Source organism: Pseudoalteromonas sp. S408 (assembly GCF_005886645.1).
Taxonomy (GTDB): Bacteria; Pseudomonadota; Gammaproteobacteria; order Enterobacterales; family Alteromonadaceae; genus Pseudoalteromonas.
In genome coordinates this window covers 36,380-52,810 of sequence record NZ_PNDY01000010.1, presented here as the reverse complement: position 1 = coordinate 52,810, position 16,431 = coordinate 36,380, and the positions used below count along the sequence as shown (strand labels likewise).

14 protein-coding genes are annotated in these 16,431 nt (G+C 41.6%); 12 read left to right on the top strand and 2 right to left on the bottom strand.

Going from position 1 to position 16,431, the window contains the following annotated elements:
• The first annotated feature begins 88 nt into the window (after positions 1-88).
• From prlC to CWB62_RS09550, 12 genes are all read left to right on the top strand, one after another.
• Positions 89-2,128, top strand: a complete 2,040-nt coding sequence (prlC, locus tag CWB62_RS09605; protein WP_138529485.1) for an oligopeptidase A — start codon at positions 89-91, stop codon at positions 2,126-2,128.
• Positions 2,129-2,265: 137 nt separating this feature from the next.
• Positions 2,266-3,444 carry a response regulator gene (locus CWB62_RS09600; RefSeq protein WP_138529482.1) on the top strand — a complete coding sequence of 393 codons (1,179 nt, stop codon included), beginning with the start codon at positions 2,266-2,268 and terminating at the stop codon, positions 3,442-3,444.
• A gap of 57 nt (positions 3,445-3,501) precedes the next feature.
• Positions 3,502-4,257 carry a class I SAM-dependent methyltransferase gene (locus CWB62_RS09595; protein ID WP_058404670.1) on the top strand — a complete coding sequence of 252 codons (756 nt, stop codon included), beginning with the start codon at positions 3,502-3,504 and terminating at the stop codon, positions 4,255-4,257.
• Positions 4,258-4,360: 103 nt separating this feature from the next.
• Positions 4,361-5,086 (top strand): tRNA (cytosine(32)/uridine(32)-2'-O)-methyltransferase TrmJ, encoded by a 726-nt coding sequence (gene trmJ / locus CWB62_RS09590; RefSeq protein ID WP_058404652.1) that lies wholly within the window; start codon positions 4,361-4,363, stop codon positions 5,084-5,086.
• A gap of 232 nt (positions 5,087-5,318) precedes the next feature.
• Positions 5,319-5,810 carry a Fe-S cluster assembly transcriptional regulator IscR gene (gene iscR, locus CWB62_RS09585; protein WP_138529480.1) on the top strand — a complete coding sequence of 164 codons (492 nt, stop codon included), beginning with the start codon at positions 5,319-5,321 and terminating at the stop codon, positions 5,808-5,810.
• Between the two features lie 24 nt (positions 5,811-5,834).
• A complete protein-coding gene (locus CWB62_RS09580) occupies positions 5,835-7,052 on the top strand; it encodes an IscS subfamily cysteine desulfurase (protein WP_010555567.1) in 1,218 nt (405 codons plus the stop codon).
• 48 nt (positions 7,053-7,100) lie between these two features.
• Entirely contained in the window at positions 7,101-7,484 is a 384-nt protein-coding gene (iscU, locus tag CWB62_RS09575; RefSeq protein ID WP_008131649.1) for a Fe-S cluster assembly scaffold IscU, read from the top strand.
• Between the two features lie 12 nt (positions 7,485-7,496).
• Positions 7,497-7,820: an iron-sulfur cluster assembly protein IscA gene (gene iscA, locus CWB62_RS09570; protein WP_006791976.1), complete on the top strand. Its 324-nt coding sequence runs from the start codon at positions 7,497-7,499 to the stop codon at positions 7,818-7,820.
• 75 nt (positions 7,821-7,895) lie between these two features.
• Positions 7,896-8,423: a co-chaperone HscB gene (gene hscB / locus CWB62_RS09565; protein WP_138529478.1), complete on the top strand. Its 528-nt coding sequence runs from the start codon at positions 7,896-7,898 to the stop codon at positions 8,421-8,423.
• 41 nt (positions 8,424-8,464) lie between these two features.
• Positions 8,465-10,327 (top strand): Fe-S protein assembly chaperone HscA, encoded by a 1,863-nt coding sequence (hscA, locus tag CWB62_RS09560; RefSeq protein ID WP_138529476.1) that lies wholly within the window; start codon positions 8,465-8,467, stop codon positions 10,325-10,327.
• Between the two features lie 11 nt (positions 10,328-10,338).
• Positions 10,339-10,677: an ISC system 2Fe-2S type ferredoxin gene (fdx, locus tag CWB62_RS09555; protein WP_006791979.1), complete on the top strand. Its 339-nt coding sequence runs from the start codon at positions 10,339-10,341 to the stop codon at positions 10,675-10,677.
• A gap of 178 nt (positions 10,678-10,855) precedes the next feature.
• Entirely contained in the window at positions 10,856-12,283 is a 1,428-nt protein-coding gene (locus CWB62_RS09550) for an NAD-dependent succinate-semialdehyde dehydrogenase (RefSeq protein ID WP_138529474.1), read from the top strand.
• A 280-nt stretch (positions 12,284-12,563) separates the two neighbouring features.
• Here the strand turns inward: CWB62_RS09550 and CWB62_RS09545 are convergent, their stop codons facing one another.
• Positions 12,564-14,225 (bottom strand): HD domain-containing phosphohydrolase, encoded by a 1,662-nt coding sequence (locus tag CWB62_RS09545; RefSeq protein WP_138529472.1) that lies wholly within the window; start codon positions 14,223-14,225, stop codon positions 12,564-12,566.
• Entirely contained in the window at positions 14,197-16,422 is a 2,226-nt protein-coding gene (locus CWB62_RS09540; protein ID WP_138529469.1) for a CHASE2 domain-containing protein, read from the bottom strand. The genes CWB62_RS09545 and CWB62_RS09540 overlap by 29 nt, the downstream gene beginning before the upstream one ends.
• Between the last annotated feature and the right edge of the window lie 9 nt (positions 16,423-16,431).

Below are 16,431 nucleotides of genomic sequence, written 5' to 3'. Positions count from 1 at the left end.
TCGAATAGCCAGATTAATAAAAGTAAGTTGTTTTTTAACTTTTAGACCCAATTTAAAAATGAAATGCATTAACGCAAAGAGAGTATTTATGAGCAACCCACTAATTGGCCTTGAGGGCTTACCACCATTTTCTAAAATTAAGCCTGAATTTGTAGTACCGGCACTTAAAGACGGTATAGCAAATTGCCGAAAAGCTATCGATGACGTACTTGCAAAAAAGTCATACACGTGGGATGGCTTAGTGTTACCACTTGAAGAAGCCGACGATAAACTATCGCGACTGTTCTCGCCTGTTTCTCATTTAAATTCAGTAATGAACAATGACGAACTACGCGAAGCGTATGAACAATGTTTACCTCTTATTTCTGAGTACTCAACCTTTGTAGGCCAACATCAAGGTTTATACGAAGCGTATAATGCCTTGTACAACAGTGACGAATTTAAAACACTGACTACAGCACAACAAAAATCAATTACCAACGCGCTGCGCGATTTTAAATTGTCGGGCATTGCATTAGCGAGCGATCAGCAAAAACGCTATGGCGAAATTAGTGCGCGCTTATCTGAGCTTTCATCTAAATTTGGTAATAATGTAATGGATGCGACGTTGGCGTGGCATAAACACATTACTGACGAAGCCGATTTAGCCGGACTCCCCGAGTCTGCACGTGCACTTGCTGCTGACACCGCCAAAAGTAAAGAGCTAGAAGGTTGGGTATTTACGCTTGATTTTCCATCTTACTTGCCAATTATGACGTATGCTGATAACCGTGAGCTTCGCAAAGAAACCTACACGGCATTTAGCACACGCGCATCGGATCAAGGTCCAAATGCGGGTGAGTTTGATAACTCAGACATTATGAAAGAAGCACTTGCACTTCGCCATGAGCTTGCTCAGTTATTAGGGTTTAACAGCTACGCTGAGAAATCACTAGCGACAAAAATGGCTGAAACACCAGAGCAAGTATTTTCGTTTTTAGAAGATTTAGCCGCTAAATCTAAGCCGCAAGCAGAGCAAGAAGTGGCAGAACTAAAAGCGTATGCTGCACAAAAACACGGAATTACAGAGTTAGAAGCGTGGGACTTTGGCTACTACGGCGAAAAATTAAAACAAGAAAAATATGCAATTTCTGATGAAGTACTGCGCCCATATTTCCCTGCTGATAAAGTGTTAAGTGGCTTATTTGAAACGGTTAACCGTTTATTTGGCATTAGTGTTAATGAAGTAACCGATTTTGATACGTACCATAAAGATGTACGCTTTTTTGAAATTGTTGATAGCAATGACACGCTACGAGGTCGCTTTTACTTAGATCTATACGCACGCGACCGCAAACGCGGTGGTGCATGGATGGACGATTGTATGGGTCGTAAGGTACGCGCTAATGGCGAGTTACAAACGCCTGTCGCTTATTTGGTATGTAACTTTAACAAAGCGGTAGGCAATAAACCGGCTTTATTTACCCATAACGAGGTAACCACCTTATTCCATGAATTTGGCCACGGTATTCACCACATGCTAACTCAAATTGATGCTGCACCTGTAGCAGGTATCAATGGCGTAGCATGGGATGCCGTAGAGCTACCAAGTCAGTTTTTAGAAAACTGGTGTTACGAGGAAGAAGCGTTGCGCTTTATTTCGGGTCACTTTGAAACCGGCGAGCCACTACCCAAAGAACTACTTGATAAGTTATTAGCTGCTAAAAACTACAACTCAGGCATGCAAATGCTGCGTCAAATTGAGTTCTCGTTATTTGATTTCAAAATTCATAACGATTATGTCGCAGGCGAGCCGTGTCAAATTCAGGCGGTATTGAATGATGTTCGCAGCCGTACCTCGGTTGTTCAAGCTCCTGAGTTTAACCGTTTTCAGCATGGATTTAGCCATATTTTTGCGGGTGGTTATAGCGCCGGATATTATTCTTACAAATGGGCTGAAGTATTATCGGCTGATGCGTATGCTAAGTTTGAGGAAGAAGGTATTTTTAATCCCCAAACAGGGCAAGCCTTTATGCAACATATTTTAGAAAAGGGCGGTAGTGAAGAGCCTATGGAGTTATTCAAAAACTTCCGAGGCCGCGAGCCACGTGTTGATGCGCTACTTCGCCATAGTGGCATAGCAGCTTAAAAATATGCCATTTATTAAATGTAACAAAAGCGCCTAAACGGCGCTTTTTTATTGTGTGTAGATAATAGGCTATAAACGTTAGTAATTTCAGCACGCCGTACTATGCTCTAAGCATACTCAGCTGAACGGATTTGTATATGACAAAGTTAGTACTTACCATTGATGACGATAAATTAACCCACCTTATTATTGAAGAGTCTTTAACTGGGTTTTGCAAACTTCTTCACGCTAAAGAAGGCGCTGAAGGGCTTAGATTAATAAACGAACATAAACCCGATATTATTCTTCTTGATATAGAAATGCCGGGCAAGTCGGGTTATCAAGTCTGCCAAGAAATAAAACAAAATCCCGATACGAAAGATATTCCGGTTATGTTTTTGTCATCAAAAGAAGCGCTTATCGACCGAGTAAAAGGCTACAGTGTTGGTGCGTCTGACTACATAATGAAACCGTTTAACGCAGAAGAGCTAATGGCACGTATTAAAATACTGTATGCGTATCGCCAACAATGCGTCAAACTCGAAAGCGATATAAATAAAGCCAACAAAACTGCCGCAATGGCGATGACCGAGTCGGGAGATATGGGGCGAATTATGCGCTATGTTGGCCAAAGTTATCATGCCAACAGTTTAGACATTTTGAGCGAGTACTTTTTGGGGTTTTTTACCCCCTTCAATTTGGATGTGGTGGTTGTATTTTGGTACCAACATAAAAGTGAATTTTACAGCTTGCAAGGCGGCGTATGCCCACTAGAGCAAGAGTTATTGGCGCAACACAAAGACGCACAGCGGTTTGTTGATATAGGTGACAGCACTATTATCAACTACCCAAAGCTATCGCTACTGGTTAAGAATATGCCGGTCGATGACACCGAAAAATATGGGCGTTATAAAGATTTATTCCCTCATATTTTAGAGGTCACCAATGAAAAGGTCGTTACTATGGAAAGAAACGAAAAAACCTACGAGCAAGCTGATCAAATTAGCACGGCACTGGAAGATATAACAAGCCAGTTTAACGCTCAAAATGTCACGCAAAGTAATGTAGCCGATCAGTTTTGTGCACAACTAGAGGCACTAAATACAGCTATCGAGCTTCAAAAAAATAACTTAAATCCCGCCGATATTGATTTATGTATATCGCAACTTGAACACACGATGCAGTTGTTGGTGTCTGCCAATAGCGATTTAGCGTTTATAAAATATCAGTTTGAGCAGGTAACACAAAGCCGCAGTGAGTTTTTACAGAGTTTACGCCACAAAGTAGATGACATTGAGACGACAAATAACCAAGAGCCTGACATAGAGCTATTTTAGTGCGCTTAAGCCCGCTGGTTGATATACTCTGGCGGTATTTTATCGTCGGAGTGTATTGTGGTTATTCAGTGTGCCTTTAAAGAGTGTCGCCCGTATTTAAATGAATTAGAAACACGTTTTGGTTTGGCAAAGTGGCAACAAGAGAGCCAAGGTTTTAGCCTTCACTATGACGATACAGGGCTGAGTTTACTTAAAACAGATGAACCTAAATTAGGCGCCATTAACGTTGATTTTGTCACCGGAGCTGCTGCTCATAGGCGAAAATTTGGTGGCGGTAAAGGCCAAGCTATTGCCAAAGCGGTTGGCCTTAATAAAGGGGCAACGCCTGTGGTACTTGATGCAACCGCAGGTTTGGGGCGTGATGGTTTTGTATTGGCGTCACTCGGTTGCAAGGTTATTTTACATGAGCGCCATCCGGTTGTTGCTGCACTGCTGGCCGACGGTTTAAACAGAGCTTACAGCGACACAGAAATTGGCCCTTGGATGAAAGACAATATGAGCCTAGTCTTTGGCTCAAGCCACACGTTACTTTCCCAATGTGAAAGCATGCCCGATGTGGTGTATTTAGATCCCATGTTTCCACACCGCGAAAAGTCAGCCTTAGTAAAAAAAGAAATGCGAGTGTTTCAAGAGCTAGTAGGCGCAGATACCGACGCCGATGATTTACTTGAATTTGCCTACCCACTTGCGAGTAAGCGAGTGGTGGTTAAGCGCCCTGATTACGCCCCGTTTTTAAATGACAAAACCCCCAGTATGCAAATTAAAACCAAAAAGAACCGTTTTGATGTGTATGTAAAAGCGGCCATGGTTTAAAGGCCCTTATTACGTATGTTGATCGGCTTTAAGGATCTAGGATCTTTTTAAGCTTTTATGTTAGAATTCGCGCAATTTTTTGGCATTAGTAAGAAGCACAGCAATGATCTTAGACGATATTCGCGTTGTTTTAGTTAACACATCACACTCTGGCAATATAGGTTCGGCGGCTCGCGCCATGAAAACAATGGGTTTATCAAAACTTTATTTAGTTGACCCTGCTTGTGAAATTGACAGCCATGCCAGTGCATTATCTGCAGGTGCCAGCGATGTGTTAGGTAATGCAGTGATTGTTGAAAAGCTTGAAGATGCCATTGCTGATTGTGCATTAACTATTGGTACAAGCGCACGTTCGCGCACGCTTTCATGGCCGATGGTTGAGCCTCGCGAGTGTGGTGAAAAGCTGGTGGCTGAAGCCGAGAATGGTCCTGTGGCATTAGTGTTTGGCCGTGAAAACAGTGGCTTAACCAACGAAGAGCTACAGCTGTGTAACTACCATGTATGTATTCCAGCTAACCCAGAATATAGTTCATTAAACCTGGCAATGGCTGTGCAAACATTGTCTTACGAAACACGTATGGCATTTTTGAATAAGCAACCTAAACAAGAAGCGCAAGACGACACGGTTTACCCAAACTCTAAACAAACAGAGCTGTTTTACGATCACCTTGAAGAGACCTTGTATAACACAGGCTTCATCATCAAACAGCATCCAGGCATTGTAATGACAAAGCTTCGTCGTCTATTTAACCGTGCTCGCCCAGAAGAGGCAGAGATGAATATTTTGCGCGGTATTCTTACCTCTATAAATAAATCGATTCCTAAGTAAGGTATAGCAATTAGTTATATAAACGGGTGTTTAAATAACTGCCTAATACTTGACTAAATTACTCAGGTAATTACAATGGTGATAATACTTGACAAAACAGGTCAAGTATTAAAAATTTGTTAACTACATTCACTATAAGCGATATGTTTTTAAATCAAATTTTTATCAAGTGATAATACTTGACTAATTTACTCTGGTAATTAAAATTTGCACTCTTTGTGCAGGGGGCGTTATGAAATTAACATCAAAAGGCCGTTATGCCGTTACAGCGATGCTTGATGTTGCGCTGCACACAGGTGTTGGTCCTGTCGCCCTTGCTGATATTTCACAGCGACAAGAAATTTCTTTGTCATACCTTGAACAATTATTTGCTCGCCTGCGTAAAAATGGCTTGGTAAGTTCGGTTCGAGGTCCTGGTGGCGGCTATTTACTAGGGCGAGAAGCCGATGTTATTTCTGTTGGTGATATTATTACCGCAGTTGACGAATCGGTTGATGCAACACGTTGCCAAGGTGCCAATACTGGCTGCCAAAGCGGTATGCGCTGTTTAACCCATAATTTGTGGTCAGATTTAAGCACACGCATAGAAGAATTTTTGAATAATATTACCCTTGCTGAATTGGTGGAAAAATCAGATGTGAAAGAAATCGCATCACGCCAAGATAACAGTATCAATAATGCAATTAAGCAGTTGGAAAACATTCAAGTAAGCTGTCAACTTTAAGGTTGACCTGCAGCGGAGAGAGAAATGAAGTTACCGATTTATTTAGATTACGCAGCAACCACGCCTGTTGATGAGCGTGTTGCTAAAGAAATGATGCAATGCCTCACAATGGACGGTAAATTTGGTAACCCTGCATCACGTTCACACCGTTTTGGTTGGCAAGCAGAAGAAGCCGTTGACCAAGCACGTACAGATATTGCTGATTTAGTAAATGCAGACCCACGTGAAATTGTTTTCACTTCGGGTGCAACTGAATCAAACAACCTTGCTATTAAAGGTGCAGCACAGTTTTACAAAAAGAAAGGTAAGCACATTATTACCGCTAAAACTGAGCACAAAGCAGTAATCGACACATGTCGCGAATTAGAACGTCAAGGTTTTGAAGTAACCTACATGGACGTTGAAGAAAACGGCCTTCTTGATCTGCAAAAGCTAGCAGACACAATGCGTGATGACACAGTACTTGTCAGCATCATGCACGTGAATAACGAGCTAGGTGTAATTCAAGACATCGCGACTATTGGCGAAATGTGTCGTGAACGTAAAATTATGTTCCATGTAGATGCAGCGCAAAGCGCGGGTAAAGTGCTAATTGACGTACAACAACTTAAAGTTGATTTTATGTCGTTCTCTGCGCATAAAGCGTATGGTCCTAAAGGTGTTGGTGCGCTTTACGTTCGTCGTAAACCACGCGCTCGTTTAGAAGCGCAAATGCACGGTGGCGGTCATGAGCGTGGTATGCGTTCTGGCACACTTGCAACGCACCAGTTGGTGGGCATGGGGACTGCATTTAGAATCGCAAAAGAAGATTTTGAAAAAGATTTTGCACACATCAGCGCATTACGTAAACGCCTAATTGACGGCATTATGGCTGATATGGACGAAGTGTACTTTAACGGCACACAAGACCAGTCAGTACCGGGTATTGTGAACATCAGCTTTAACTTTGTTGAAGGTGAATCGTTACTTATGGCAGTAAAAGACATTGCGGTATCGTCAGGTTCAGCCTGTACATCTGCAAGCTTAGAGCCTTCTTATGTTTTACGTGCACTTGGCCGTAACGACGAATTAGCACACAGCTCAATTCGTTTCAGTATTGGTCGTTTTACTACCGAAGAAGAGATTGATTACACCGTTGAATTAATGAAAAACTCTATCGGTCGCCTACGTGAAATGTCTCCACTTTGGGAGATGCATCAAGAAGGTATTGATTTAGATTCAGTTGAATGGGCTCACCACTAATAATTAGTGATGTAAGCACATACCCTAGCAGGTAATGAGGATAGAATTATGGCGTACAGTGATAAAGTAATCGACCACGTAGAAAACCCACGTAACGTAGGTGCTCTAGACAAAAACGATCCGTCAGTGGCAACGGGTATGGTAGGCGCACCAGCATGTGGTGACGTAATGAAATTGCAAATTAAAGTATCGTCTGAAGGCGTTATTGAAGATGCGAAATTCAAAACCTATGGTTGTGGTAGCGCAATTGCTTCTTCTTCACTTGTAACAGAGTGGGTTAAAGGTAAAACACTCGACGAAGCAGCAACAATCAAAAACACGGATATCAGTGCTGAGCTAGAATTACCACCAGTGAAAATTCACTGTTCAATTTTAGCCGAAGATGCAATTCAAGCAGCAATTGCAGACTACAAAAGCAAACAAGCGAAGTAAGAAGAGAAACTCATGGCAGTGACATTGACAGATGCGGCAGCAAACCGCGTACAATCATTTTTAGCAAACCGCGGCAAAGGGTTAGGTCTGCGCGTTGGCATTAAAACGACGGGCTGTTCAGGTCTTGCTTATGTACTTGAGTTTGTTGACGAGTTAAACGAAGACGATGAAACGTTTGCAGCTAAAGGCGTTACTTTAATAGTTGACGCAAAAAGCTTAGTTTACATTGACGGCACAGAGCTCGACTACACTAAAGAAGGTTTAAATGAAGGGTTTAAATTTAATAACCCTAATCAAGCTGATGAGTGTGGTTGTGGCGAAAGCTTTACCGTTTAATTGCTACGTGTAATTGTATTTTGAAGCCCTGCAACTGTAGGGCTTTGTTATTTCTGAATATTACTGGTTGAAGCTATGCGTTACTTTGAATTATTTGCAGTGCCCGTTGATTATAATATTGATTTAACAACGATTAATAAAAATTACCTAGAATTACAGCGTGCTGTTCACCCCGACCGCCATGCCAATGCAAGCAGCCGTGATAAGTTAATGTCGGTGCAAAGTGCTGCTGAAATTAACGATGCCTTGCAAACACTTAAGCATCCCGTTAAACGTGCTGAGTATATGTTAAGTGAGCTAGGGGTTGATATTCGCGCTGAGCAACAAACGCTGCAAGATCCTATGTTTTTAATGCAGCAAATGGAATTGCGTGAAGAGCTCGAAGAGCTTGCATCTGCAAGCGACCCAGATGCGGCCATTGCTAATTTTGAAAAACAAATAAAACAACTTAACGAGCAATACAGTGCACAGCTTGCAGAGCAGTTAGCAAGTAACGACGAGCAACAGTATCAATTGGCGGCTGATAATATTCGTAAACTGAAGTTTGTTTATAAGTTACGTGACGAACTAGAACGCATTGAAGACAGTTTATTTGACGATTAATTACTTGCTGCAAAGCGAGCAAAACGAGTTTAAAGAGCATTATGGCATTATTGCAAATTGCTGAGCCGGGGCAAAGCGCGGCACCACACGAACATAAACTAGCCATAGGTATTGACCTTGGCACGACTAATTCATTAGTGGCTACCGTGCAAAGCGGCGAAGCGCGCACCTTAACGGATGAGTTAGGGGCTGCGATGCTACCGTCGGTTGTTCGTTACCAAGCCGGTGGTATTACTGTGGGTTCAGAGGCAGCTCAAGCTGCAACACAAGACCCTGCTAATACGCTTATTTCGGTAAAGCGTTTTTTAGGTAAAACACAAGCTGAAATAGAGCAAAGCTACGGCCAACTACCGTATCAATTTTGTGAAGATAATGGCTCGCTTGCAATTCAAACAGAGGCCGGAAAAATCAGCCCAGTTAAAGCATCAAGCCATATCTTAGCGGCGTTAAAAGCGCGTGCAGAACAAAGTTTTGGTAATCAAGAAATTTTAGGGGCTGTTATTACCGTTCCTGCGTATTTTGATGATGCTCAGCGTCAAAGTACCAAAGATGCAGCAGAACTTGCTGGTATTAACGTATTGCGTTTGTTAAATGAGCCAACCGCGGCGGCTGTTGCCTATGGCTTAGACTCGGGCCAAGAAGGGATCATTGCAGTTTACGACTTAGGCGGTGGTACATTTGATATTTCTGTTCTTCGTTTACAACAAGGTGTTTTTGAAGTAATGGCAACGGGCGGCGATTCAAGCTTAGGGGGTGACGACTTTGATTCACTACTCGTTGACTACTTTAAGCAGCAAACAGGTGTGTCGGCGTTATCACCTTCGGTTTTACGTTTATTTATTAATAAAGCAAAAGCCTGTAAAGAAGCGTTAAGCCAGTACGCAAAAGTAAATGTAGGGCTTGAGTTTGACGGGCAAAACCACACGGTAGAAGTAACGCGCGAAACATTTGACGAAATGGCGATGCCGCTGGTTAAAAAAACGCTGCGTTCATGTCGTCGTGCTGTAAAAGATGCTGGCATTGAAAACGAAGAAGTTTTACAAGTTATTATGGTCGGCGGTTCAACGCGTATGCCACTGGTACGTAGCCAAGTACATAGCTTTTTTGATAAAGAACCGCTCACTTCAATTGACCCAGATCGGGTTGTTGCATTGGGTGCAGCGCTTCAAGCCGACGTGCTCATTGGCAATAAGCCAGACTCAGACATGTTATTGCTAGATGTACTGCCACTGTCGCTTGGACTTGAAACCATGGGCGGTTTGGTTGAAAAAATCATTCCGCGTAATACCACTATTCCGGTAGCGCGCGCTCAAGAATTTACAACGTTTAAAGATGGCCAAACAGCCATGTCTTTACATGTACTGCAGGGTGAGCGTGAACTCGTTGATGACTGTCGTTCGCTTGCTAAATTTAGTTTAAAAGGTATTCCACCAATGGCAGCTGGTGCTGCACATATCAGAGTAACCTTTAAAGTTGATGCTGATGGCTTATTAAGTGTTTCAGCTATGGAAAAATCAACGGGTGTGCAAGCTGAAATTCAGGTTAAACCGTCGTTTGGTTTATCTGATGATCAGGTAGCTAACATGTTAAAAGAGTCGATGAGCAACGCAAAAGACGACATGCAAGCGCGTATGCTTAAAGAGCAACAAGTTGAAGCTCTTCGTGTTATTGAAGCACTAAATGCTTCGTTAGATGCCGATGGCGCATTACTTGACGACACACAACTTACAAATTTAAGAGCTGAAATTGCAGAGCTGGTAAAAGTGCGCGAAAATGCACAGCAACCTAGCGAAATTAAAGCGGCTATCGAAAAAGTAGATAATGCCAGTAGTGAATTTGCATCGCGCAGAATGGATGCATCAATTAAAAAAGCCCTAACGGGTCAGTCAGTAGACAACATTTAAGAGAGATTAGAATGCCACAAATTGTTTTTCTTCCACATCCTGAATTGTGTCCTGACGGCGCTGCAATTGAAGCACCAGAGGGGCAAACTGTACTCGACGCGGCGCTTAAAAATGGCATAAGCATTCCACACGCATGTGAAAAGTCGTGTGCGTGTACTACGTGTCATTTAGTTATTCGTGAAGGGTTTGATTCACTTGACGAAAGTGACGACCTAGAAGACGACATGCTAGACAAAGCGTGGGGCTTAGAGCCTGAATCGCGCCTTGGTTGCCAAGCGATAATTAGAGATGAAGACTTAGTGGTTGAAATACCTAAGTACAATCTCAATATCGTTAATGAAGAGCATTAGTTTTTAATTAACGACTATTATATTAAAAGCCGCTGTTTAATACAGCGGCTTTTTTGTTTGTAAATTGTAGGCGTGACGAGTAAAGCTCGTAAGTTTTTTGTAGACGTAAAGAGTTAGCCTTGGCTCTATGCCACGCATTAAAAGCTAACACCTTAAAACGTAATTTTGGAGGTTTATTTTGAGTAATCTAATTTTTTGTGACTCGTTTATTAATGGTGAATTTTATAAAACTAACCAACGCTTTAGCGTTGACGATCCCGCTACCGAAAAAAGTATTGTTGAAGTAAGTGATATAGACGAGCAAGGTGTAAATAGCGCCATAACAGCTGCACAGGGCGCTTTTGTAAAATTAAAAACGACTAATGCCACTGAGCGCAGTGAAACGCTCATGCGCTGGTACGAATTGGTAATAAAGCACAAGCAAACATTAGCTGAACTAATGACCAAAGAGCAAGGTAAGCCGCTAAAAGAGTCGCTGGGCGAAATAGATTACGGTGCAGGGTTTATAAAATGGTTTGCAGAAGAAGCCAAGCGAAGTTATGGCGATGTGATCCCACCTACCGACAATAACCACCGTTTAACCAGTTTTAAGCAACCTGTAGGCGTTGTAGCTGGCATTACACCTTGGAACTTCCCTGTTGCAATGGTGACACGTAAAGTAGCGCCTGCTTATGCTGCCGGCTGTAGTTTTATATTAAAGCCTTCTGAGCATACGCCGCTATGCGCTATTGCATTAGCATACCTAGCCGACCAAGCTGGCTTCGTTAAAGGGGCATTTAATGTACTTGTATCGCAAGACGCTAAAACAGTGGGGAAAATACTCACCGACTCACACATTGTCCGCAAGTTTACTTTTACCGGCTCTACAGGTGTTGGTAGCCAATTACTTAAGCAATGTGCCGACACGGTTAAGCGTACCTCAATGGAGTTAGGTGGCAATGCGCCGTTTATCATTTTTGATAATGCGGATCTTGATGATGCGATTGAGGGCCTTATGGCAGCTAAATTTAGAAACAGCGGCCAAGCGTGCGTTGCTGCAAACCGTATTTTTATTCAACGTAGCGTTATTGATAAAGTATTGTCGAAAATTACACCTAAGGTTGCGGCACTCAAAGTAGCCAATGGCTTTGAAGAAAATGTGGATATTGGGCCGCTAATTTACCCAAAAGCTAAGCAAAAAGTACAAGATTTAATTCAGGACGCGCTAAATAAAGGCGCTAGCTTAATTGGCGATAACAGCGATTTAGGGGGGAGCTTTCAAAACCCGCTTATTATTACTAACGTTAATACCACAATGGACATATACCACGAAGAAGTATTTGGCCCTGTATTAACAGTAATACCCTTTGACGAAGAGGCAGAGGTACTTGCGCTTGCTAACGACGTACCCTATGGCTTAGCCGCCTATTTTTATAGCCAAAGTTTAAAACAAGTTTACCGTATCAGTGAAGGACTTGAATTTGGCATGATAGGCGTAAATGAAGGGGTTATATCAAACCCAGTTGCTCCGTTTGGTGGGGTAAAACAGTCTGGCTTAGGGCGTGAAGGGGGGCATCAAGGGCTAGATGAATACCTAGAAGAAAAGTACGTATGTATTAAAATTTAATCGCAAGCCGCGATATAACACTCATGTTCATGGCGTGCGTTAACGTTTTTTTATTACAAAAATATGGCGAAACTATGAACTTTTCTTTTTGCTATTGATACAGCAAGGACTAAGTGCTACCTTTGCCACATATTTTTTGTTAATAAAACAACACTAAAAACCAAATAAAAAGTAAAAGGATTTCTATAAGTAGAAATAACCCCGTGTGTAAATGCCACCGTAAGGTGGCATTTTTTTGTTTAGTATTACCCATTTTATAGTCGTTAATTTTAGTGGGGCATTAACGGATTGGTTTATATCCAGGTAAGTTATTCAGATCTATGTCATCAAGTTGTTCAGGGTTTGCATATTCACTAATGTAATTTTTGTACAGGCCTGATTCGATAAATACAGCAAAAATATCAGGATCTAGGTGGTTTTTCTCAACCATAGTACCGAGTATAAATAAGCATTGGCTCACTGGTTTTGCCTTTTTATAAGGTCTATCTACCGCTGAAAGTGCTTCAAATATATCGGTAATTGCCATTAATCGTGCGGGCACCGACATTTGCTCTTTAGTGAGACCTCTTGGGTAACCCGTTCCATCAAGTTTTTCGTGGTGCCCCAATGCATACTCAGATACTTTACTTAAGTGTTTAGGGAACGGCAGGGCATCTAAAATATTTTTGGTTACATCCATATGACGCTTCATGACATCATGCTCGCCAGCGGTAAGCGTACCTCTTCGTATTGACAGGTTTTCAACCTCATCATCGTTAAGTAATGGTGTACTTTTGTCATTAATCACTAAGTGGTAGTGTTTTGCAATACGTTCTATTTGGGCAAGTTCTTTATCACCTAAAAATTCCCCACCCACATTAATGCGCTGTAATAAGGCGCGATCAAGTGCAACTTGTTTAAGCTCGGTATCGAGTAGCCGTTCTAGTTGCTTCACCTCTACGGGCTTGTTATTTTTCATTGCTGAGATGATTTGTTCTTGATAAGCAATTTTTAGATCTCGGCTAATAATTTCAAACTTAGCGTCTATGTAGTTAATACGATCAAAAATAGTTTCTAATTTAGTCGCTTTTTCCATGATGTGATCGGGGGTGGCGATTTTTCCACAGTCATGTAACCAGCCTGCGATGTCGAGTTGGTGTCGGTCTGAGTCACTCATAGAAAATGACGCTAATGGACCCTTGCTCACTTCATTTACTGCATCGGCCAGCATTAGCGTTAATGCTGGTACACGCTTACAGTGCCCACCGGTATGAGGAGACTTTTCGTCTATGGCCATTGCAATGGTTTCAGCAAAAGTAGAAAACAACTCTTCCATCTCTTTAATCAGCGATGAGTTAGTTAATGCAATAGCCCCTAATGAAGCAAACGAGCGTATTAGCGTCACTAACCCTTCGCTAAACGGAATGATATTATTTTTTTCATCTTTCACGTTTATTAACTGAATAACCCCTAAAATATCATCTTGGTGATCTTTTAAAGGAATAGTCAGCATTGATTGCGTACGGTAACCCGTGCGGGCGTCCATTTCACGCGCGGCGCTCATGTCAAAAGGCAGTGCTGCGTAAACATCAGGAATATTAATTACTTTTCCTGAGTTAACGGCATGGGCAACTATTGCTCTTTGGTTTGGTTTACCATCGATATACAAATTAATATTAGGAAAGCTAACAAAACGATCTGAACCACCACCTAAGTATAAGTTAAGTGACTTGTTGATCACGGTTTCAAACTTAAGCTGATCTTCTTCTGTAATCGAATAAATACTGCCGGCATCTGAATTAGCGATAGACATCACAACTTGTAAAATTTCGTCCAACAGCAGTTGTGGCTCTTTTTCGGTAGTAAGACGAATACTAATATCGATAAAGTGCTGAAGGTTTGTTCTGTCTTTAATGTGCTGTGGCATATTTTTGCTACTTTTTTGTATGTATGAAGGCACCATTCCAATCCTTAGCGAGTGTTTGTATATCTGTACTTTGTATTCGTTCAATATAAATACGGTAAACGTCTGCGTTTAATACAGCGTTACTTTCTAATTGCTTAAATAAACTAAGCGCACTTTCCCATTCTTTATTATGAAAAAGCGTGATGGCTTTTAGCGAGTTATCTATTTCGTTCAGCTGTATTTTGCTTAGTTTATTCGTATAATTTATGGGTTCATATAGTGCAATTGAAGTTGTTTTCCCCACCACCTGCACTTTATCAATGAGCCTAAAAGAGATCCCCGAGCATGCCTGCATTGTATCTTCGGTAACCAGAATAGCGACACCATAAAACTTGGTCAAGCTTTCGACTCTTGCCCCTAAGTTAACTGCATCCCCTAATACGGTATACGCTTTACGGTACATTGACCCCATGTCACCCACATTCATATCACCAGAGCTTAAGCCAACCCCAATACTAATTGCTGGAAGGTTTTGCTTTGCAAACTGTGAGTTAATTTCCGCTAGGCCATCAGTGATTGCTAGAGCCGCTTCTACCCCGTGTTGGGCGTGGTCTTTATCTATTAATGGGGCATTCCAAAATGCCATCACCATATCGCCAACGTATTTGTCTATTGTGCCAGTGTTATCGAATATTATTTTAGTAATAGCGCTTAAATATTGATTTAAATATTCACTTAATTGGTGAGCCGACATGCTTTCAGAGAGTGACGTAAAACCTCTTATATCGGCAAATAAAACAGTCATGTTTCTGCGTTCACTATTTTGAACTAAATTACCGCTTTGTTCTATAAGCTGATTTATACGCTCGGGTGGCACGTATTGGTCAAACATCGTTTTTATTTTTTTGCTGTGTTTCATTTCAGCAATAGAGCCAATAATAATGTAATAGCTGGCTAAAAGAGTGGTTAGTAATAAGGTCATAAATAAAGGAAGGCTGACTTTTTGTACCGACCACAAATAAAAATTTATAGCGACATTAACGCTTGCAACAATAATTGAGAGTGCCAAAATAAAGCGTGCGGTTTTACCAATGCTAAAAAACGACAGGGCAAGGCCAGTAATAATAATAATGACCAAACTGGCGCCAAGTGACCAACTCGGTTTTGAAGGAAGTAGCTGTGGGTTCATTAGTCCTTCAAATATATTGGCATGCACTTCAACTCCCGGGTATTGCAAGCCTACTGGTGTAGCGCGCAAGTCAGCCAATCCTACTGCAGAGGTGCCAATAAACGCGACGCTGCCTTCTAGCTCTTTTAAACCAACTTTCTGGGTCAGCACATCGGTTGCTGAGTAATACGCAAAGCTGCGAGCGCCGCCTTTATAAGGAATAAGAATTTGTCCGTATTCATCGGTTTGAATCCATTTATTGTGAAGCTTAATGCCTTCAAACAGGGTGATGCCATTTGATGTATTTGAACGTGTTTCTATTGTGTTGGCTAATGTATATAAACGGGCGGCTTCAAGCGCTAAAGAAGGGTAAAGGGTGTTACCTACACGGTTTACCAATGCTGCTTTTCTTATAAAGCCATCTTCATCACTATGTGCATTAATAAAACCATGGCCAGCAGCAACATTTTGTAATTTAGCAATATTTATAATAGCGCCAGGGTAGTCATTAATTTGCGAGTTTGTTTGTTCATCTTCTTGCCAAATTACGCTGCTTTTAGCTGGCGCATTATGATCACTTAATTCATCGTTAATTAATAAAAACCCCAAGGTAATATCGTTTTTTGCCAGCGCTTTAGCTAATTTTGTATCGGCGTCTACTTGTTGTTTTATTGTCGAAAGCGGGGTCGCATATTTTGCCGAAAAGCCAGGAAGTTCATCCATGATTTTAGTGACCGGGTTTACTTCGGGCTCCGAAAAAAATATATCGAAGGCAATAACAATGACGCCAGCGTCAGTCAATTTAGTGACAAGATCAGCCACTTTTGAACGGCTCCAAGGGAAACGCCCTTGTTCTTGCATGCTTTTTTCATCAATGTCGATAATAACTACAGATTCATTTACTTTTCTTGGTGTGTCTGCGAGGGTTAGCTGTAAGCGTGAATCGTAAATAATCCCCTCAACTCGGTTAAGAAGTTTAGCTACCGCACCTGTTGAAAAAAACTCGATAGATGCTACGAATAATGTGATCAATACACCAATATAAAAATGCTTTGATGTTATTTTTTTTAATAGGCTAATGCTCAAAGCTCCTAG